This window comes from Pseudomonas sp. OIL-1 (assembly GCF_010669185.1).
GTDB lineage: Bacteria > Pseudomonadota > Gammaproteobacteria > Pseudomonadales > Pseudomonadaceae > Halopseudomonas > Halopseudomonas profundi.
Genome location: NZ_CP048629.1, coordinates 3,911,914 through 3,930,604, shown reverse-complemented (window position 1 = coordinate 3,930,604; position 18,691 = coordinate 3,911,914). Strand labels below are relative to the sequence as shown.

The following is an 18,691-nucleotide window of genomic DNA, read 5'->3' as shown; positions in this document are numbered from 1 at the left end:
CTCTGGAGACAGTAAGCATGAGCAAGCCGATAGTCACCGCCATTACAGGCCTTCTGGCAGCGTTGATCGTTGCGGCAGCGCTGGTGCTGATGGCCATGAGTCTCAAGAGTGGTCTGTTGCAGTTTGGTGGCGCGGACCGTGTGGTAAGCGTCAAGGGCCTGGCTGAACGTAACGTCGAGGCTGACCTGGCGCTGTGGCCGGTCAGTTTTTCGGTCGCGGATGACAGCCTCGACAGCCTGCAGGGCAAGATCGAGGAGCAGCAGGATCTGGTGCGCTCGTTCCTGCTGCTGCGCGGGTTCGTAGAGGACGATATCCAGCTGTCCATGCCGAAGATTACCGATCAGCACGCGAACACCTATGGCAACACGCTGCCGCCGGAACGCTATCGCGCCGAGGTGACGGTGCTGGTGCGCACCCGGGATATCGAAAGCGTGCAGAGCGGTATGCAGACGGTCGGCGAGCTGGTCAAATCCGGCGTTGCGCTGACGCAGAATTATGATAGCCAGCCGCGCTTTCTGTTTACCCGGCTGGAACTCATCAAAGCTGACATGATTGCTGATGCCACCCGTGACGCCCGTGCAGCCGCCGACCAGTTCGCCCGCGATGCCGAGGCTGAAGTCGGCAGCATACGCCGCGCGTCGCAGGGCTATTTTTCGATTGAGGATGTCGATCCTTACACGCCGCAGGTCAAGCGCGTCAGGGTCGTGACAAGCATCGATTACAGCCTGCGCTGACAGACCGCCGTGCAGGTACTGGACCTGCCGGATTCACTTTTCGGGGAACCTTTATGACGTTGTTGCCCTGGGCACACCAAACAAGTGCCGGGTTCACACTGCGCGGCTGGCATACCGCGCCCAGTGACAAACCCTTGCTGCAGTTCCTTCATGGTAACGGCTTCTGCGGCCGCACTTACGAGCCTTTTCTGGAACATCTTTCCGCGCATTTCGATCTGTGGTTGTGCGACCTGCAAGGGCAGGGCGACAGCGATCACGGTGGCGCTTTCCTCGGCTGGAATCGCAATGCGGAGCTGGCTCTCGAAGCCTTAATTGCAGGCAGAGGACAATTCGGCGAGGTGCCGTTATACGCCAGCGGCCATAGCTTCGGCGGGGTGCTTACCAGTCTGATGCTGGCTCGCCACCCGGGTTTGTTTGAGAAAGCCGTGCTGCTCGATCCCGTATTGTTTCCTCAGGCGCAATTGCTGATGCGTACGGCGCTGGGCTTGATCGGCCAGCGCGGCAATGCGTTATCGAAAAAAACCCGCACCCGACGCGATCAGTGGCCTGACCGCGAAACTGCATACAAAGCCCTGCACAATCGCGGCATGTTTCGTGGGTGGGAGGAGAGCGCCTTTACTGCGCATATCGAGCACGGGCTGCAACAAGCTGAAAACGGCAGCGTAACGCTGAAGTGTCAGCCCAGCCGTGAAGCGGAGGTGTTCGAGAGCTGGCCAAGCCGGCTGTGGTCCGGGCTACGCAAAATACAAACGCCCACGTTGTTGATGCACGGTGATGCGACCTATCCCTTTGTGAAACAGTCAGCTCAGCGGCTGGCGCGGACCAATCCCTGCGTTACTGAGCGCGAATTGCCGGGTGGGCATTGTTTTATGTTGGAGGATTCGAAGCGGGCGGCGGGAGAGGTGGTGAGGTTTCTCGCTGCAGCTGTTTGATGGCGGTTGTTGCATATCGGATGGGGCCGGGCTCGATCACGGGCTTTGATGTCGCTGCAGGAATTGGCGTAGCGCAGGCGCGCTACACCCCCAGGATGCAGGCGCCGCTGGGGTTTTTCTGGGGTTGGTGAGCGCCTGCTCGCCGACAGGGTGGACCGCGTTCGGACTCGCCGGCGGGGTTGGTTTCGGAGAGCGGTGTTATCGCACGGCTTTGGCGTAGCGCTGGCGCGCTACACCCCCAGGATGGCGCAGCGGGGGGGGGGGGGCTGGGGTTGGTGAGCGCCTGCTCGCCGACAGCGTGGACCGCGTTCGGACTCGCCGGCGGGGTTGGTTCGGAGGGCGGTGTTATCGCACGGCTTTGGCGTAGCGCAGGCGCGCTACACCCCCGGGATGGCGCAGCGGGGGGATTCCTGGGGTTGGCGTGCGCCTGCGCGCCGACGGGGTGGACCGCGCACGGACTCGCCGGCGGGGTTGGTTTCGGAGGGCGATGTTATCGCACGGCTTTGGCGTAGCGCAGGCGCACTGCACCCCCAGGATGCAGGCGCCGCTGGGGTTTTTCTGGGGTTGGCGTGCGCCTGCGCGCCGACGGGGTTTGGTGCCGCGGCCTCTGGCATAGCGCAGGGCGTTACAATTTCAGCTTGAATGGCAGACATAGAAAAGCCCGGCATATGCCGGGCTTTTTTGCGGATCGTATCAGGCAGCGACTATAACGTCCCCGTGATTCTCCGGCTCGATCAGCGCCTTGTGCAGCGCGTCGACTGCAGCGTCGTAATCATCTTCATTGATGACGCACTGCATCTCGACCTGGCGAATCGACTGGTGAATCGCCTGGATGCTGATGCCGGCACTAGCCAATGCGGCGACGGTCTTGGCGAGTATGCCCTTGACCTTGAGATCCGAGCCGATCGCCGAGACGATGGCGATATTGTGCACCCGTACTTCAGCCATGGGATAACGCTCCTCGATCAGCCGTGAGGCACGGTTGATGAGCTTGCGCGAGCCCGATGCGTAGTAGGTGATGCTGTTGGCGTCAGAGTCCTTGTTGACGACATAGAGCTTCAGCTGCTTGAGCAGCTTGGTGATCTCGATATCGTAGGCCACATCGCCGAGCATCTCCTGGTCGAAGACCTCGAGGCCGAATACATCCTTGCGGCCGGCGATGATCTCGACGCAGGGCTTCTCACTGCAATAGTCCTGGCTGATCAGTGTGCCGCCGTGATCCGGCTCGAAGGCATTCTTGATGCGCAACTGGATGCCGGCACGACGCAGCGTGCGTGCTGCCTTGGGATGGATGGCTTCCATACCCAGGTTGGACAACTGATCGGCCACGTCGTAATTGGTGCGGCCAATGGTCACGACCTTGTCGACGCCAACCAGATTCGGATCAGCGCTGGAGAGGTGATATTCCTTGTGGATGATGGCCTCGTGCGCACCCGTGGTCGCGGCGATCTGAGCGAAAGTGATTTCGCTGTAGCCACGGTCAAAGGTGTTCATCAGTCCTTCGGAGCAATGGGTATAACCGGTCGCGACAACCAGTTCCTTGTTCAGGTCGATGCCGGCGAAGCTGTCCTTGATCATCTGCTGGAACTGCTTCGGCTCGCTCTGGTTCCAGCCGGTAAGGTCGACCAGACGGGCGTTCACACCGCGCTTTTTCAGCGCAAGCACGGTATTGAACGCGCTGTGTGCTTCGCCCAATGCGGCGAGCATTTCGCGCACCTTCATCAGATGCTCGGTCAGCTGGAAGTGACCATAGGTGCACAGCTGCTGCAGGCTGACCATGCAATCCCGAACGTCGCTGATGCGGCCTTCGATAAAGCGGTCAGCGGCCTGACGCTCATACTCGCTGGAGAACAGGTCGGCATTTTTCTGCTTCATGTTGCTCAGCACAGCGTCCAGCGCGTCCAGCCAGGCATCCTCATTCTGCGCATCGGCAAAACGCTCGTAGACGCCCGGCTCACCGGTTTTCTTGTGCTCAAGCAGCATGTTTGTCATGCCTGAATAGGCGGAGACGACAAATACCCGGTGGTAAAGCTCGGCTTTTTCACGGTCGCCAATGAAAATGGTGTTCAGTACTTCATCAAAGCGGCTCATTGAAGTGCCGCCGATTTTTTCTACTGTATGCATAATCCTGGTTTCTTTTCTTGGTGAATGTCGTCTCTACCCATCGGGGAGAGGCGAGGGCTCCTGCCCTCAGTCATACTGCTGCGGAGCTATCTGCAGCGGCTCGACTTGTCCGCGTTCAGCTACAAAGTCCGGTCGCGGTGGCACCTTGCCAAAAGGTTCAACCGGCAGGTTGTCTACATGGTTGTAAACAAAGAACAGGTTGCTGCGCGGGCTGGGCGTGATGTTGCTATTGGACCCATGCAAGGTGTTGCAGTCGAACAGTACAACCGAGCCGGCCGGCCCGGTGGCCATATCTACGCCCTTGCTCTGAAACAGTTCCTGGAGGCTGCCTTCGTCCGGTACGCCCAGTTCCTGTTTGCGCAGTGATCTCTGATAGTGATTTTCCGGCGTCTTGCCTACACAACTGATGTATTGCTTGTGCGAGCCGGGAATCAGCATCAACGGTCCGTTGAACGGATGGTTATCGGTCAGCAGGATCGAGAAGCTGACTGTACGCATCCGCGGCAAGCCGTCTTCGACGTGCCATGTTTCAAAATCGGAGTGCCAGAAAAACTCCTTGCCCTTGAATCCCGGTTTGAGATTCAGTCGCGACTGGTGAACATAGATGTCACCGCCGAGTATGAAGCGGGCAATACCAGCAATCCGCTCGTCCTGCGCTACCCGGGAAAACAACGGATTGCTCCGGTGGATCGCGAACAGCGAGCGCAGTGCGCCGCTGTCCGGTTCCTGTATGGCTGCAGGCGAATCAAGGACTTCCTGTGTCTGACTGATCCGGTACAGCTCCCGCTTGAATACTTCAACTTCACGGGCGCTGAATACTTCCGGTAATACCAAATAACCATCGCGCTCAAAGCTGGCCATCTGTTCGGCACTGATCGGCGCATTGTGTAGGTCGCGCCGGTAGAGTACCGGGTCTAGCCGTTCGTGCCAGCTGGGTTGATCGTGCTCACGTGATGGATACAAATCAGCGAACATTGGTCCTCCTATTCGATTTTTAAGGGGCGTTTTCCTCTATGTCGGCCGGGTAAACGCCGTTCTCGTCATGTACTTCCTTGCCACTTAGCGGCGGGTTGAACACGCAGGCCATTTTCATGTCCTCGGTGCCGCCTCGTAGCATGTGCTCATCGTGCTGGTCCAGGATGTAAAGCGTACCTGGCTCGATGGGGTAGACCTTGCCATCGGACAAAGTTTCAATCTCGCCGTTTCCGCTCATGCAGTACACCGACTCAAGATGGTTCTGATACCAGATATGAGTCTCGGTGTTGGCATAGATGGTGGTGATGTTGAAAGAGAAACCCATCTTGTCTTCCTTGAGAATCATCCGGGTGCTGTCCCAGGTCTCGGTGACGACCTTGCGCTCGGAATTCTCACAATCTTTCAGCTGACGTACGATCATTCGGTGTTTCCTCAGGATGCTTGAGTTTCAACTTGTTCGCTGAATACGGTAGCGAATGCCGCATCCAGAATAGTCATGGCCTTGTCGATCTGCTCTTCGGTGATGACCAGCGGGCACAGGCACTTGACGACCTGGCTATGATTACCACTGGTTTCGATCACCAGACCGTGCTCAAAGGCTTCACGGCATACCGCTGCAGCGGTTTCACCGTCGGGGCAGCTGATGCCGAGCATCATGCCGCGACCCTTGACGAACAGTGAGTCGGGGCCATGCTTGCGCACGATCTTCTGCATGCGCTCCTTGATGATCTTGCCCTTGGCCTGAACGCTCTTGGCAAATTCATCGGTGGTCCAGAAATGCTCGAAGGCAGCGGCAGCAGTGACGAAGGCGTGGTTGTTGCCGCGGAACGTGCCGTTGTGCTCGCCCGGCTCCCACTGGTCCAGCTCACGACGCATGACGACTACTGCGAAGGGCAGGCCGTAACCGCTGAGTGACTTGGACAGCGTAATAATGTCCGGCTTGATACCCATCTCTTCAAAGCTGAAGAAGGTACCGGTGCGGCCGCAACCCGCCTGGATGTCATCAACGATCAGCAGCATTTCGTGTTTGCGGCACAGCTTCTCGAGCTTGCGCATCCACTCGGCGGAAGCAGCGTTCAGACCGCCTTCGCCCTGGACGACTTCGACTATCACTGCAGCAGGCTTGTCGACGCCGCTGCTCGGGTCGCTCAACAGCTTGTCCATCATGGAAACGGTGTTGACCTTGTCGCCAAAATAGTTGGCATACGGCATGCGGCTGACATCGGTCAGCGGTACGCCGGCGGCGCCCCGGTGGTGACCATTACCAGTGGCAGCCAGGGCACCGATGGTGCAGCCATGGAAACCATTGGTGAAGCTGATGACGTTTTTGCGGCCAGTGACCTTGCGCGCCAGTTTCAGGGCGGCTTCAACCGAGTTGGAACCGGTAGGGCCGCTGAACTGCACAACGAAATCGCCCATGCCGCGCGGCTCAAGGATGACGCGGTGGAAGGTTTCGAGGAAACGTTCCTTGGCTTCGGTATACATATCCAGACCGTGGGTCAGGCCGTCAGCTTCCAGATATTCGATGAGTGCTTTCTTCAATACGGGGTTGTTGTGCCCGTAATTGAGGGTACCTGCGCCGGCGAGGAAGTCGATGTAGGCCTTGCCGTCACGGGTGAAGAGCTCTGCGCCCCGTGCCTGATTGAATACGACGGGGAATGAACGGCAGTAGCTGCGGATTCCGGACTCATGTTTTTCGAACTGTTCGAAGTTTTTCATGTTGGCTCCTGGAGCTTTTTAGGCAATTTGAAAGTTGAACGGGCCGGCGCGATAAAGCACTTCGTCATCATGCAGGCCATTGAAATGGGTGGCGCGGCTGAAGACCACGCGGGTGCTGTATTCGACGCCGAGCTGTCTGAACGCCTTCTTGAAGAGTGCTTCCGAGGCGTCGTTGCCAGGCGAGATGGTGGTTTCCAGCCAGTGCACGCCTTCGGGGGCGACGCGTTCGATCAAGCCCATCAGCATTTTCAGTGCAAGGCCCTGTCCCCGTGTGCTGCTGTCTACAGCGACCTGCCAGATAAACAGGGTGTCGGGGCGGGACGGGGGGCGATAACCGGAGATGAAACCGACCAGCTCTCCCTGTGCATTCTCGGCGGCGATGGACGTGTCGGCGAAATCGCTGCACTGGAGGAGGTTGCAATAGACAGAGTTAGTGTCCAGTGGCTTGCAACGTTCTACTAGGCTGTTAACTGCAAAACCGTCCGTATCGTCCGGGCGGCGAAGCGTAAAGGGTGTCGGGGTCAAAGGCTTGCCTTTATTTACGATTGAATTCTTTTTCTATAAAAACACATCGAAAAATTTATCTCAACCCAACATTCGCGCCACTTACAGGCCTGATACATCGAATTTGAATATTTATAGCTGTTAAATATTTATGTCATCCGACTGTGCTTGAAACGGCTGCGTCCGAGTAAATTAGCGGTGTTTAGAGCGATAAGGGGTGAGCCGGTTCCCCGGGTTCAGACCGTTGGCCCAAGCGCGGGATGTGGAGGTGGAAAAAAGATTGGTCAGGAGATCTGGGGGCTGTTCTAGCGGCGCAGCTATGACGCATTTGCTTTATCCTATGCGCAGATTTCCCAACTTGTAGAGGTATGCTCGATGGTTTCACAGCGGCGTTCACGTAAAGAAGATGCATCGGCCTGGACGGTGGGCGATAGCCGGAGCGTCTACGGAATACGTCACTGGGGTGCGGGCTACTTCAACGCCAACGAGCAGGGGCATGTTGAAGTCATGCCGCGCGGGCCCGAGGGCCATTCGATTGATCTGCATGAACTGGTAGCGCAGCTGCGCGACAGCGGGCTGGATCTGCCCTTGTTGATCCGTTTCCCGGATATCCTGCAAGACCGTGTGCGCCAGCTGACCGGCGCATTTGATCGGCACATCGCCGAGTTGGAGTACAGCAGCAGCTATACCGCGTTGTATCCGATCAAGGTGAATCAGCAGGAGGCGGTAGTTGAAAACATTATCGCCACTGAAAATGTGTCCATTGGTCTGGAAGCCGGATCCAAGCCTGAGCTGATGGCAGTCCTGGCCCTGGCACCCAAGGGCGGCACCATCGTCTGTAATGGCTACAAGGATCGTGAGTTCATCAATCTGGCACTGATCGGCCAGAAGCTCGGACACAATGTGTTCATCGTGATCGAGAAAGAGTCCGAGGTGCGTCTGGTCATAGAAGAGGCCGAGGCGCTGGGCGTGATCCCGCAGGTGGGTCTGCGGGTGCGCTTGTCGTCCCTGGCATCCAGCAAGTGGGCCGATACCGGTGGCGAAAAGTCGAAGTTCGGCTTGTCTGCGGCGCAGCTGTTACGTGTGGTGGACCGGTTCCGTGAGGCCGGTCTGCAGGATGGCGTGCGTTTGCTGCATTTCCATATGGGCTCGCAAATCGCCAACCTTGCTGATTACCAGCATGGTTTCCGCGAAGCGATACGCTACTTTGGCGAGCTGCGCGCACTGGGTCTGCCGGTCGACCATATCGATGTGGGCGGCGGTCTGGGCGTGGACTACGACGGTACCCATTCGCGCAACGCCAGCTCGATCAACTATGACGTCGGCGAGTACGCGCATACCGTGGTATCGATGCTCAAGGATTTCTGCGATGAGCAGGGCCTGCCGCATCCGCATATCTTTTCCGAAAGCGGACGCGCTATGAGCGCGCACCATGCGGTCCTGGTGGTGCAGGTCACCGATGTGGAGCGGCACAACGATACCGTCCCGCCAATCGAGAACCCGGAGGAGCTGCCCCAGGTGATCCGCAACCTGGTCGGCTTGCTCGGGCAGAATGACATTGAAATGGTCACCGAAACCTACTGGCGCGCCACCCATTACATCGCTGATGTGGCGGCGCAATATGCCGAAGGCCGCATCGGGCTGGCCCAGAAAGCGCTCGCCGAACAGTGTTACTACGCGCTGTGCACGCGCCTGCATACCCTGCTCAAGGCGCGCCAGCGCTCGCATCGCCAGGTGCTGGACGAGCTCAACGACAAGATGTCAGACAAGTACATCTGCAATTTCTCGGTATTCCAGAGCCTGCCGGACACCTGGGCAATCGATCAGGTACTGCCGATCATGCCACTCAACCGGCTGGAGGAAGAGCCCCTGCGGCGGGCGGTGCTGCAGGATCTCACCTGTGACTCCGACGGCAAGATCCGCCACTACGTGGACGAGCAGAGCATCGAAAACAGCCTGCCGGTGCATGATCTGCGTGAGGGTGAGGATTACCTGCTGGGCATTTTCATGGTCGGTGCGTACCAGGAAATCCTCGGCGACATGCACAACCTGTTCGGGGATACCGATTCGGTGAACGTCTATCTGCGCCCTGACGGCAAGGTGGTGCACGGCGGGATCGAAACCCATGACACTATCGAAGACATGCTCAAATACGTGCATTTCGAGCCTGACGAGCTGGTCACCAAATACCGGGACAAGGTGTCAGGAGCACGCCTGAGCGCTGTCGAGCGGGCCCGCTTTATCGATGCGCTGCGGCTGGGGCTGACCCGCTCGTCTTACCTGACTGCTGAATAGCCGGCTGAAACCCGTCAATGCCGGCATCTGCCAGGCGCTCGACGAGGCCTGCGTTATGTAGATGGGCTGTGAATTCGACGAGCTGGCGGGCGCGGGTCGGACCGATTCCGCGCTGCGCTTGCCACTCGGTCGAGCTCATGCGCTGCAGGGCGTTCCAATTGTCAGGAAGCTGGGCGCTGCCACTGGCAGGTAGCGATAACGCCCTCAGCCATGTGCTGAAGCGACGCTGTCGGGCCGGCGCAAGCTTGGCTGCTATCTTTGCGTCACACGCTTGTGCCGTCGCCTCAGGCAGTGCCAGCCAGTCAAGCAATCCGGATACGGCGCCTGTGTCGATCAGACATTCCCAGGTGCCGGGTCCGACTCCTTGCAAATCCAGCCCGTTTTCACCCCCAAGCCAGCTCAGCCGGGCCAGAAACTGGCCGCGGCAGCCTTCACTGGCGTGCCAGCAACTCAGTGCGTGGTAGTCGGCCTGAGGTGGCGCGGCAAGTGCGGTAGGTTGGGAGGCTTTGGTTATCAGATGCTCTACCTGCGGAATCGTCTGGCCGGCCAGGCGTATGGAGATCAGGTCGCCGGGGCCAATGTCCAGTTCTCGCCAGCGTTGCAGCGAGCCGGCACTGACCCGGCGAATGATGCGGTCGTCAAGCGGTGTGGGCTCCAGCTCCAGCACCGGCGTGATGCGCCCTGTGCGGCCAATTCGAAACTCGACATCGATAACCTGCGCCAGGGCACGCTGCGGCGGATACTTCCACGCAGCAGCCCAGCCGGGTGGTTCGGCTTGCCAGCTGGATGGTTCGGGCCGTGCATTCTGGCGCAGCACTACGCCGTCGGTTGCGAAGGGCAGGGGCTGATTGAACCAACGCTGCCGCCATTCGATGGCCTGTGCGGCTGACTCAATCGGATGACTATATTCGGCGGTATCCAGTCCTGCGGAGGTCATTATCCGCAGCCGCTCGGACATGGCTTCAGGCCCGTCCGGCCAGTCCCAGACAAACAGACCGATGCCGGCACGCTGAGCCTCGTCGAGCTGCTTGCGCTGGAGTAATCCGGCTACCGTACTGCGGGCGTTCACACCGCCGTTGCGCGATTGAACATGGTCTTCGAGTCGCCAGTAGAGTTCGCCCTGCAGCACCAGATGCTGTCGTTGCGGCCAGTGCGCTGGAACGGCCGGCAGCGAGCGCACGGCGTCTGTCCAGTCCTGGCCCTGCCAACCGTCGCCGCGGCTGATTGCCTGACTCAGTTGGCCGTCCCGATATACCAGTGTAACGGCTACACCATCGACTTTGGGTTGGACCCACAGGCTGCTGCGCGGCGCGACCCACAGCTTCAGTTGTTCCTCATCGGCGAGTTTGGCCAGCCCCGTCTGGGCTACCGGATGTGCGACCTTGCCGGCGCGCAGGCGATAGGTCTGGGTCGTTGGAGTGTGAGGAAAGCAGTTTTGCCAGCGCGCCAGTCGATCGAGTGCCTGATCGTAGAGCTCATCGGCAATCAGCGAGACCCCGCGCTCACGATAGGCCTGATCCCAGACGTGAATCTGGCGGCCCAGTTGCTGGATTTCCGCGGCAGCGCGGGGTGCAGCCCAGTCAGGGCAATCTGCGGCGATAGCGGAACGGACGACGAGTGCGCAGGCGCACAGCGTGAACAGAAATCGGGACATGACGCAGCATCCTTGCTGTTGATCGCCATAGTCTAGCAATGCGCCAATAGCCTGTTTGTGGCCTGGCTGGCATTGCGTTCACGCCGTGGCGGGCTTGTTTCCTGCGATCATGCGCATGATGCCTTTGAGCAGCAAACCGTAGAGCGGCACGAACAGCACCAGGCTGACGAGCAGCTTGATCACGTAGTCCACGGTGGCGATTTCCAGCCAGTGTTCAGCCATGAAGGCGTTGCTGCTCTGCCAGAAAGCGACCGAGAAGAACGCATAGGTGTCCAGCAAGTTGCCGAATACTGTAGACAGGCTCGGCGCGACCCACCATTGCGGCAAGCGACGCAGCCTGTCGAAGACCTGGATATCCAGGAACTGGCCCAGGACGTAGGCAACGAAGCTGGCGAGCGAGATGCGCAGCACGAATTCATTGAACTCGGTCAGAGATCCCAGGCCGCGGAAAGCACCCTCCTGGAACAGCACCGATACCACGTAGGAAGCCACCAGCGCTGGAAGCATGACGCGGGAGATGACCTGACGCGCCGGCGTCTTGCCGAGTAAGCGAACGGTCAAATCAGTCGCCAGGAAAATGAACGGGAAGCTGAATGCACCCCAGGTGGTTTGCCAGCCGAAAATACTCATCGGCAACTGCACCAGATAGTTACTGGCGATGATGATGAGAATGTGGAACGCGATAAGAATGGCGAGAACGCCGCGACGACGCGGCAACGACAGGTTGTGCATGCAGAGACCTTTTTAGTTGATGGGGTTAGGGAACCCATGCTGCCGGGATTGGCAGCGGCGCGTACTTTACAGCCTGGACGCGCCGCTGGCCAGCCCGCGCAGCGGCATTGCAGCTGCCGTCAGGCGGAAAAATACTTCTGCAGGAAGCTGAGCAACAGTTGGTTTACCGGTTCGGGTTTCTCCGCCTGGATCCAGTGACCGCAGTCGGGAACGACATGTTGCTCCACCTTCGGCACAACGGACGGCATTCGCTTGATGGTGTGCGCTTCGAGCTGCCCGACCTGATCGCGGTCGCCGATGAGGAACAGCGTGGGTTGATCCACCGTCTTGCCTGCCAGATGTTCGGTGCGTTCCCAGCTGGGTTCGAAGTTGCGATACCAGTTGAGTGGGCCGTGGAATCCGCTGCGCTGGTAACTGTCCAGATAGACCGCGAAAGCGTCCGGCGGGCACCAGGCTGGCGGCTCACCCGGATCCTGCAGGCCTTCGAGCCAGCCGGAGCCGGCCGGCTTGTTCTGTATCAGCCCTTCACCAGGTGCTGTGGTGTTGCTGGACAGACCGTGCATGACCAGGCGCAGCGTGCGGGCAATATCCGCCTCCAGCTCCCGTTCAGCCGGCCCGATTTCCTGAAAGTAGACGATGTAATGGAAGCGGTCCGCGAAAAGTTCACGCATCTTGTGAATGGCCGGCATTCTGGGTCGGCCAGCGAAGGGCACCGACATACAGCACAGCGCCTGGATCCGTGTGGGTTCAAGCAGCGCGAGATGCCAGGCCACCAGGGCGCCCCAGTCGTGCCCGACCATGGCTACCTTATCCTGCCCAAGTAGATCCATCGCAGCCTGGATGTCACCGCACAGGGTGATGATGTCATATTGCTCCGGTGCGTCGGGGGCGCTGCTGCGACCATATCCGCGCATCTCCGGCGCATGAACGCGGTAACCCTCTGCAGCCAACATGTCGATCTGATGCCGCCAGGAATACCAGCACTCAGGGAAACCATGCAGCAGCCACACCGGCTGGCCGTCCGCCGGCCCGGCGATATGGACACTGAGTTCAATGCCGTTAACCTCGAGGATACGTTGTTCGATGTTGGCCATGCCTGCTCCGTTCGGTAATCACCAATCTGTGGCAAGTACTATGGCAAAGCCTGGGATTGGGTGCTGCTGTCATTCACCAGATGATGATCGGCGCATCAGTTATCGCTGAATGGCTCAGACCTTGGCAATGACGTAGGCGAGATTGGCCAGGCTGACGCACAACGCGAGCAGGCTGATGCCCATCGCCATGCGATCACGGCGAAGCCTGGCGGCATCGTCGGCTGTCGCGGGTGTTGGATGCTGGCGGGGCGAATCAGTGTCGCGGGCGGGCAGGGAGGGTGCGGCAGCAGGCTCGTTCATCGTGGGGTCTGCCAGTCCCTGCATCAGCTCCAATACGCGCTCGACAAGAAAGTGATCAAAGCGATAGGGATCGAATTGCTCGAATCCATGCTCGGTCAGCAGGGCTTGCATGTAATTATCATCGGGTACGAATTTCATCGGCCATTCGGGAAAAGCCAGACGGTCAACGGGCTCGCTGACCAGAAGCTTGAGATCCCGATGGCGACGGTCTTTCAGTAATCTGCGGTACAGCTTGTGAACCTTGCGCCGCTCGCCTTCGATGCACTGGATGAAACACCCGTCACGGCAATACAGCATCCCCACCACGCCGTCGCGCAGGTTGGCGGCGCGTGACGTCCGCAGAATCTCTGCAACATGGCCGTCGAGCGCGATCGCGTCTGCGGCGACGCTGCCAGACCCGTCTTTTTCAGGCCTGACCGCGTCAGAGCTGGCCGTGAAGGTGGCACGGCTGACATAGACGATGCGGGCGAGGTCGTTCATAGCTAACCTGGTGCGATTTCAGAACCAGTAGCTTAGGCCGTTAGCGGGGAGAATTGGACCTCGCATGTATTTCAAGAGACGTCAGCGGCGCTGCGCGCTCTTCAATCTGCGGCCAGATGAAACTGACCACCCTCGGGTTCCAGTGGTGCCAGTACCTGCTCGCAATAGCGAAGCTCAGCCGAAAGTGCGGGGATGTCGGCACCGGGCAATTCACGCGGTCGATTGCGTTGCAGGTGTCCAGTCAGAGCTTCGATGCTGGTCATGCCCGCTGTGACGGGGCTCCAGCTCATGTCTTCGAGACCGTAAGGGAGTCCGGTGAGCGGATCGGGCTCGACGCGTGCCGGGGCCTGGCCATCGAGCAGCTCAGCCGCCTCGCGGAATTCCAGCGCGGTGACGTCGACGAACTGGCTGAGCGGGATCACTCCAAGGCTTTTGCACAGAGCATCCAGACGCGTCAGTTGGGCACAGACCTGCGTCAGTTCCTGCTCGTGGAGCTGGAACTGGCTATCGTTCAGCGTCGCCAGGCGCAGGGTGGTTGCCACTATTGCTCCTCCGGAAAATCAAGGCGCGTAGCTTACCGCTCCCTCCGACCAACCGCCACCCAGCGCGCGGTACAGATCTACGGTTGCCTGCAGCCAGCCAGAGCGCTGTTGGACCAGATTGTCCTGGCTCTGGTACCAGGTGCGCTGTGTGTCCAGCAAGGTTTGCAGCGTGATGGCCCCGGCGCGGTAGCGCGTTTCGGCCAGATTGAACGCCAGCTCGGCCTCATCGTTTGCCTGTTGCAGGTAGCTGTGGCGGATGCGTGCCTGCTGAACCGCGCCCAGAGCGGTATCCACGTCGCCCAGCGCGGAGAGCAAGGTGCGCCGGTAATCGATCAGCAGTTCTTCCTGCCGCGCTTCGCTCAGATCGACCTGCGCGCGCAAACGTCCGCCCTGAAAAATCGGCTGGGTAAGTCCGGCGGCCAGGCTCCAGGCGCTTGCCGGGTTGCTCAGCAGGCCGGATAGCGCCAGGCTCTGCGCGCCAAACTGGCCGGTTAACTGGATGCCCGGCAGCAGGGCGGCCCGCGCGGCGGTCAGATCCGCGTTGGCAGCGACCAGACGCGCTTCGCTGGCGCGGATGTCGGGACGTCTGGTCAACAATTCAATGGGCAAACCTGCGCCAATTTCTGGCGGTTCAATCTGTTCCAGAGAGCCGGGCGTCGGCAATGCTGCGTTCGGGCTGGCTCCGAGCAGCAGAGCGAGGCTGTTACTCAGTTGCAGGCCGGACTGTTCCAGACCCGGTAGTGAGGCCTGAAGCTGGGCGACCAGCGTACGCTGCTGGCTGACTTCCAGGCTGTCCGCTGCGCCATAGCGATACCGTGCCTCGACCAGTTCCAATACATGTTCTGCGATGTCCAGGCTGTCACGCGCCAGCATCAGACGACGTTGATTTTCCAGCAACTGAAACCAGGTGCTGGCTACGCTGGCGTCGATACTCAACGCGAGGGTGTCCCTGTCAAAACGGCTGGCCTGCAGACTGGCCTGGGCGGAGTCGACCAGGGCGCGGTTGCGTCCCCAAAAGTCGATTTCATAGCTGGCATTCAGCGTGGCGCTATACAAGTCGCGGCCGGTGTCGCCATTCTCGTCGCTGCGCAGGGTGTCGCTGCGGTTGGCTGAGAGCCCGGCGCCCAGCTGTGGAAGCAGGGCGGCGCCGCTCTGGCGCAGTTGTGCATCGGCCTGTAACAAGCGGCTGGCAGCGCTGGCAAGATCCAGATTGCCGGCACGGGCACGTTGCATCAGTTGTTCAAGTGGCGCGGACTCGTAACGCTGCCACCAGTCATCAGCCGGCCAGGTGCTGTGGGAGGGGGCGCTGTTCCATCCCGACGGAACCGAGACCTCGGCTTCCGGGATCGGCGTGTTGAGACTGCAGCCGGCGAGCGCCGCCGACAGAATAATCGGAGCGAAAAATCTAGTCTGCACTGAGGGCCACCACTGGATCGAGATGCGCGGCTTTGTGCGCGGGCATGTAACCGAAAATCAGGCCGGTGGCGAAGGCGCAGGCGAAGGCCAGTACCACCGGGCCGGTGGTGAACTGTATGGCCGTTCCCAGCGCCTGCAGCCCTGCGGCGAAAGCCAGCCCGCCGATCACACCCAGCGCGCCACCGATCGCCGATACCACCAGCGCCTCGACGATAAACTGCTGCAGGATGTGCCGCGTGCGCGCACCGGTGGCCATGCGGATGCCGATCTCCCGGGTGCGCTCGGTAACGTTCACCAGCATGATATTCATCACCCCGATACCGCCCACCAACAGCGATACCGCAGCAATAGAGCCGAGCAGGATGGTGAAGGTATTCTGCGTTTCGGCGACGTTCTCCAGCAACGACGCCATGTTGCGGATCTGGAAATCCTCTACTTCGCCGTGGGCCTGCAAAATGACCTGGCGGGCCGCTTCCTGGGTCAGTTCGGCCTGGGCCAGATCATCCATCATGATGGTGATCGAATTGAGGTGGCGCTGGCCGATCAGCCTCAGGCTGCCGGTATTCAGCGGTACGAAAACCACATCATCCTGATCCGCGCCCCACGGCGCGGCGCCACGTTCTGCCATTACACCAATGACCTGGAACGGCACGTTGTTGATCAGGATGTATTCGCCGATGGGATCGCCGTCGGCGCCGAACAGGTTGGTTACGACGGTCTTGCCGAGCACGGCGACGGCGGCGTAACGCTGGTTGTCTTCTTCGTTGATGAACACGCCGCTGCTCACGCCCCAATCCCGCGCCATGGGCAGATCCGGACTGGTGGCGGTTATCTGCGTCTGATAGTCATTGTTGCCCGCGCGCACCGTGGCGCGGCCATTCATTTCAGGCACCGCGACCACAACGTTATCCAGCTGCGCTGTCAGTTCAGCATCGGCAGGCATCAGCGTGCTGGTCTGACCGTCCGCCGAGCGGCGAGTGTTGGGCGCGCCGGGGCGCACCAGCAGCAGATTGGTTCCCATTGAGCTGATGCGATCGAGCACTTCCTGGCGCGCGCCGTTACCGACGGCCAGCATCACCACGACCGAAGCTACGCCAATGACGATCCCCAGCAAGGTCAGCACAGTACGAAACAGGTTGGCCTGCAATGCACGCAACGCCATGCGCACCGCCTCGCCAGTATCGGCCAGCGCAGCGCGGCGGGTGGTATCGACGTCATCGTCAGTTGCAACAGACTCGGCTGTCCCGCTCGGTGATTGCCCGGTATCAGCCTTGCCGCTGTCGCTCAGGATATGGCCGTCGCGAATCTCTATGAGCCGGTCGGCATGGCTGGCTACTTCGCGGTCGTGGGTGATCACGATCACCGTCTTGCCGCGTTCATGCAGCTGTTTGAGCAGCGCCAGTACGTCCTTGCCACTCTGGCTATCCAGCGCGCCGGTGGGCTCGTCAGCCAGGATGACCCGAGCGTCGTTCATCAGGGCGCGGGCAATCGACACCCGTTGTTGCTGCCCGCCTGAAAGCTGATTGGGTCGGTTGCCGAGGCGCTCGCCCAAACCCAGTTCGGCCAGCAGCTGTTCGGCGCGGGCATGGCGCACGTCGCGCGGCATGCCGGCATAGATCGCTGGCACCTCCACGTTCTCGGTCGCCGTGGCCGAGGCAATCAGGTGATAGCTCTGAAATATGAAACCGAAGGTCTTACGCCGCAGGCTGGCCAGCGCGTCGCGATCAAGCTGTGCAATGTCTTCGCCGGCGAACAGGTAGCGTCCGCTGGTGGGTTTGTCGAGGCAACCCAGCAAATGCATCAGCGTGGACTTGCCGGAACCCGACGCGCCCATGATGGCGACAAACTCGCCTTCTTCGATATCCAGCGAAACGCCGTGCAACACGGTGGTCGCCAACTCGCCGTTGCGGTAGGTTCTGGTCAGCTGTTCCAGGCGAATCAAGGGGTCGGTCATCAGCGGAACCGTCCGCCACGTGGCTGACTGGTTTCAGGCACGGGCTGCAGGCCGCCGGTAACGACCTCATCGCCTACTGCCAGCCCATCCAGCACCTGCGCCATGACGCGGTTGCGAATGCCCACACGGATATTGCGCGGCTGCGGTCGGCCCTGTGCGTCAACGACCTTCACCTCATAGGGTCGCCCGGGTGCGCCTGGGTTGCCCGTGTCGGAGCTGGTTTGCCGCAGCGCAGAGACCGGCAGGGTCAACACATCCTCGGCCGAGGCGCGTACGAAATACACCTGCGCACTCATCTGCGGCAGCAACTCGCGGTCGGGGTTGGGTACGTCGAACAGGGCGTTGAACAGCACCACGTTATTGATTACTTCAGGGGTTGGCAGGATTTGCCGTAGCGTGCCTTCCCAGCGCCGGTCTGGCTGGCCCAGTGTTGAAAAATACGCATGCATACCGACTTCAAGCTTGCTGATGTCCGCTTCGGATACCTGGGTACGCACGGTCATGGTATCCAGGTCGGCAATCTGGACCACGATCGGGGCGGTCTGGTTGGCGTTGAGCGTTTGCCCCTGATTGGCCAGCTGCTGAACCACGGTGCCTGCCATAGGTGCATAGATGCGCGTGTAATTGAGGTCGGCCTGATCACCCTTGAGTGCGGACTCGGTCTGGCGTATCTGCGCCTTGATCGCCTCAATTTGAGCGCTTGCCGATCGCAACTCGGCTTCGGCGACTTCCAGTGATTCCTTGCTGGTGGCGTCAACTTTCATCAAGTTGCGCTGGCGCTCGGCCTGCAGTCGGGCGAGGGTTTGCTGCGATTCCCGGTCCGCCAGTTGTGCGCGCAGGTTGGCCAGCTGCGCTTCGCTGGCTTCCACTCGGGCGAGATATACCGTCGGGTCGATTTCGGCGAGTAGCTGACCTTCCTCGACCTGGTCGCCAAGCTCCACGTGCAATTCCAGTAGCTGGCCGGACACCTGGGTGCCGACATCAACATAATTGAGCGGCTCGAGGGTGCCCAAGGCAGTGATGCTGTCTTCGATATTTCCGCGGCCAACTGTTGTGCTGGTGAACTCAGGGGTACGGTTATCCGGTGCGAACCAGAAAAACCAGGCGAGGGCGGCGGCTATCAACAGGGCGACGATGATCATCCATGGTTGGCGGCTCGAACGGCGAGTGGGGCCAGCTTTCATGCGAAGGGTTCCGGGGTTGGGCAGATGCTGCAGAGTGTACAGAGGCGTTCGT

The 18,691-nt window shown here is 60.1% G+C and carries 16 protein-coding genes and 1 pseudogene; 4 read left to right on the top strand and 13 right to left on the bottom strand.

The window, feature by feature from the left end:
- The first annotated feature begins 17 nt into the window (after window positions 1-17).
- From G3M63_RS18045 to G3M63_RS19615, 3 genes are read left to right on the top strand one after another with little or no spacing between them, the layout of a single operon-like run.
- Entirely contained in the window at window positions 18-734 is a 717-nt protein-coding gene (locus tag G3M63_RS18045; RefSeq protein WP_163983992.1) for an SIMPL domain-containing protein, read from the top strand.
- 53 nt (window positions 735-787) lie between these two features.
- Window positions 788-1,666 (top strand): alpha/beta fold hydrolase, encoded by an 879-nt coding sequence (locus tag G3M63_RS18040; protein ID WP_163983991.1) that lies wholly within the window; start codon window positions 788-790, stop codon window positions 1,664-1,666.
- A complete protein-coding gene (locus G3M63_RS19615) occupies window positions 1,666-1,797 on the top strand; it encodes a hypothetical protein (protein WP_256669875.1) in 132 nt (43 codons plus the stop codon). The genes G3M63_RS18040 and G3M63_RS19615 overlap by 1 nt, the downstream gene beginning before the upstream one ends.
- Window positions 1,798-2,359: 562 nt before the next feature.
- On the opposite strand, the gene G3M63_RS18035 is transcribed toward G3M63_RS19615, so the two are convergent.
- From G3M63_RS18035 to ectA, 5 genes are all read right to left on the bottom strand, one after another.
- Entirely contained in the window at window positions 2,360-3,790 is a 1,431-nt protein-coding gene (locus G3M63_RS18035; RefSeq protein WP_150299271.1) for an aspartate kinase, read from the bottom strand.
- A 66-nt stretch (window positions 3,791-3,856) separates the two neighbouring features.
- Window positions 3,857-4,765: an ectoine hydroxylase gene (gene thpD / locus G3M63_RS18030; protein WP_150299270.1), complete on the bottom strand. Its 909-nt coding sequence runs from the start codon at window positions 4,763-4,765 to the stop codon at window positions 3,857-3,859.
- Between the two features lie 19 nt (window positions 4,766-4,784).
- Window positions 4,785-5,186, bottom strand: coding sequence for an ectoine synthase (locus G3M63_RS18025; protein WP_150299269.1), 402 nt, complete (start codon window positions 5,184-5,186; stop codon window positions 4,785-4,787).
- Window positions 5,187-5,197: 11 nt separating this feature from the next.
- Window positions 5,198-6,484, bottom strand: coding sequence for a diaminobutyrate--2-oxoglutarate transaminase (ectB, locus tag G3M63_RS18020; RefSeq protein ID WP_150299268.1), 1,287 nt, complete (start codon window positions 6,482-6,484; stop codon window positions 5,198-5,200).
- Between the two features lie 18 nt (window positions 6,485-6,502).
- Window positions 6,503-7,009 carry a diaminobutyrate acetyltransferase gene (gene ectA, locus G3M63_RS18015; protein WP_150299267.1) on the bottom strand — a complete coding sequence of 169 codons (507 nt, stop codon included), beginning with the start codon at window positions 7,007-7,009 and terminating at the stop codon, window positions 6,503-6,505.
- A gap of 354 nt (window positions 7,010-7,363) precedes the next feature.
- On the opposite strand from ectA, the gene speA reads away from it, so the two are divergent.
- Entirely contained in the window at window positions 7,364-9,283 is a 1,920-nt protein-coding gene (speA, locus tag G3M63_RS18010; RefSeq protein ID WP_150299266.1) for an arginine decarboxylase, read from the top strand.
- 7 nt (window positions 9,284-9,290) lie between these two features.
- On the opposite strand, the pseudogene ligB reads toward speA, so the two are convergent.
- The 8 genes and pseudogenes from ligB to G3M63_RS17970 all read right to left on the bottom strand — a co-directional run.
- A pseudogene (ligB, locus tag G3M63_RS18005) lies at window positions 9,291-10,937 on the bottom strand (NAD-dependent DNA ligase LigB); the annotation flags it as partial.
- Window positions 10,938-11,015: 78 nt separating this feature from the next.
- Window positions 11,016-11,669 (bottom strand): 7-cyano-7-deazaguanine/7-aminomethyl-7-deazaguanine transporter, encoded by a 654-nt coding sequence (locus G3M63_RS18000; RefSeq protein ID WP_150299264.1) that lies wholly within the window; start codon window positions 11,667-11,669, stop codon window positions 11,016-11,018.
- Between the two features lie 119 nt (window positions 11,670-11,788).
- A complete protein-coding gene (locus G3M63_RS17995) occupies window positions 11,789-12,763 on the bottom strand; it encodes an alpha/beta fold hydrolase (protein ID WP_163983989.1) in 975 nt (324 codons plus the stop codon).
- Window positions 12,764-12,877: 114 nt separating this feature from the next.
- Window positions 12,878-13,543, bottom strand: a complete 666-nt coding sequence (locus tag G3M63_RS17990; RefSeq protein ID WP_163983988.1) for a BLUF domain-containing protein — start codon at window positions 13,541-13,543, stop codon at window positions 12,878-12,880.
- 101 nt (window positions 13,544-13,644) lie between these two features.
- Entirely contained in the window at window positions 13,645-14,085 is a 441-nt protein-coding gene (locus G3M63_RS17985; RefSeq protein WP_163983987.1) for a hypothetical protein, read from the bottom strand.
- An 18-nt stretch (window positions 14,086-14,103) separates the two neighbouring features.
- Entirely contained in the window at window positions 14,104-15,501 is a 1,398-nt protein-coding gene (locus G3M63_RS17980; RefSeq protein ID WP_163983986.1) for an efflux transporter outer membrane subunit, read from the bottom strand.
- Window positions 15,491-17,455 carry a MacB family efflux pump subunit gene (locus G3M63_RS17975; RefSeq protein WP_163983985.1) on the bottom strand — a complete coding sequence of 655 codons (1,965 nt, stop codon included), beginning with the start codon at window positions 17,453-17,455 and terminating at the stop codon, window positions 15,491-15,493. The genes G3M63_RS17980 and G3M63_RS17975 overlap by 11 nt, the downstream gene beginning before the upstream one ends.
- Entirely contained in the window at window positions 17,455-18,639 is a 1,185-nt protein-coding gene (locus tag G3M63_RS17970) for an efflux RND transporter periplasmic adaptor subunit (protein WP_150299258.1), read from the bottom strand. The genes G3M63_RS17975 and G3M63_RS17970 overlap by 1 nt, the downstream gene beginning before the upstream one ends.
- Window positions 18,640-18,691 lie beyond the last annotated feature (52 nt).

Bases quoted from the DNA above. Each gene is read 5' to 3' on its own strand.
- G3M63_RS18045 (WP_163983992.1), top strand. From the start codon at position 18: ATGAGCAAGCCGATAGTCACCGCCATTACAGGCCTTCTGGCAGCGTTG.
- G3M63_RS18035 (WP_150299271.1), bottom strand. From the start codon at position 3,790: ATGCATACAGTAGAAAAAATCGGCGGCACTTCAATGAGCCGCTTTGAT.
- G3M63_RS18040 (WP_163983991.1), top strand. From the start codon at position 788: ATGACGTTGTTGCCCTGGGCACACCAAACAAGTGCCGGGTTCACACTG.
- thpD (WP_150299270.1), bottom strand. From the start codon at position 4,765: ATGTTCGCTGATTTGTATCCATCACGTGAGCACGATCAACCCAGCTGG.
- G3M63_RS18025 (WP_150299269.1), bottom strand. From the start codon at position 5,186: ATGATCGTACGTCAGCTGAAAGATTGTGAGAATTCCGAGCGCAAGGTC.
- G3M63_RS19615 (WP_256669875.1), top strand. From the start codon at position 1,666: ATGGCGGTTGTTGCATATCGGATGGGGCCGGGCTCGATCACGGGCTTT.
- speA (WP_150299266.1), top strand. From the start codon at position 7,364: ATGGTTTCACAGCGGCGTTCACGTAAAGAAGATGCATCGGCCTGGACG.
- G3M63_RS17970 (WP_150299258.1), bottom strand. From the start codon at position 18,639: ATGAAAGCTGGCCCCACTCGCCGTTCGAGCCGCCAACCATGGATGATC.
- ectB (WP_150299268.1), bottom strand. From the start codon at position 6,484: ATGAAAAACTTCGAACAGTTCGAAAAACATGAGTCCGGAATCCGCAGC.
- G3M63_RS18000 (WP_150299264.1), bottom strand. From the start codon at position 11,669: ATGCACAACCTGTCGTTGCCGCGTCGTCGCGGCGTTCTCGCCATTCTT.
- G3M63_RS17975 (WP_163983985.1), bottom strand. From the start codon at position 17,455: ATGACCGACCCCTTGATTCGCCTGGAACAGCTGACCAGAACCTACCGC.
- G3M63_RS17995 (WP_163983989.1), bottom strand. From the start codon at position 12,763: ATGGCCAACATCGAACAACGTATCCTCGAGGTTAACGGCATTGAACTC.
- G3M63_RS17990 (WP_163983988.1), bottom strand. From the start codon at position 13,543: ATGAACGACCTCGCCCGCATCGTCTATGTCAGCCGTGCCACCTTCACG.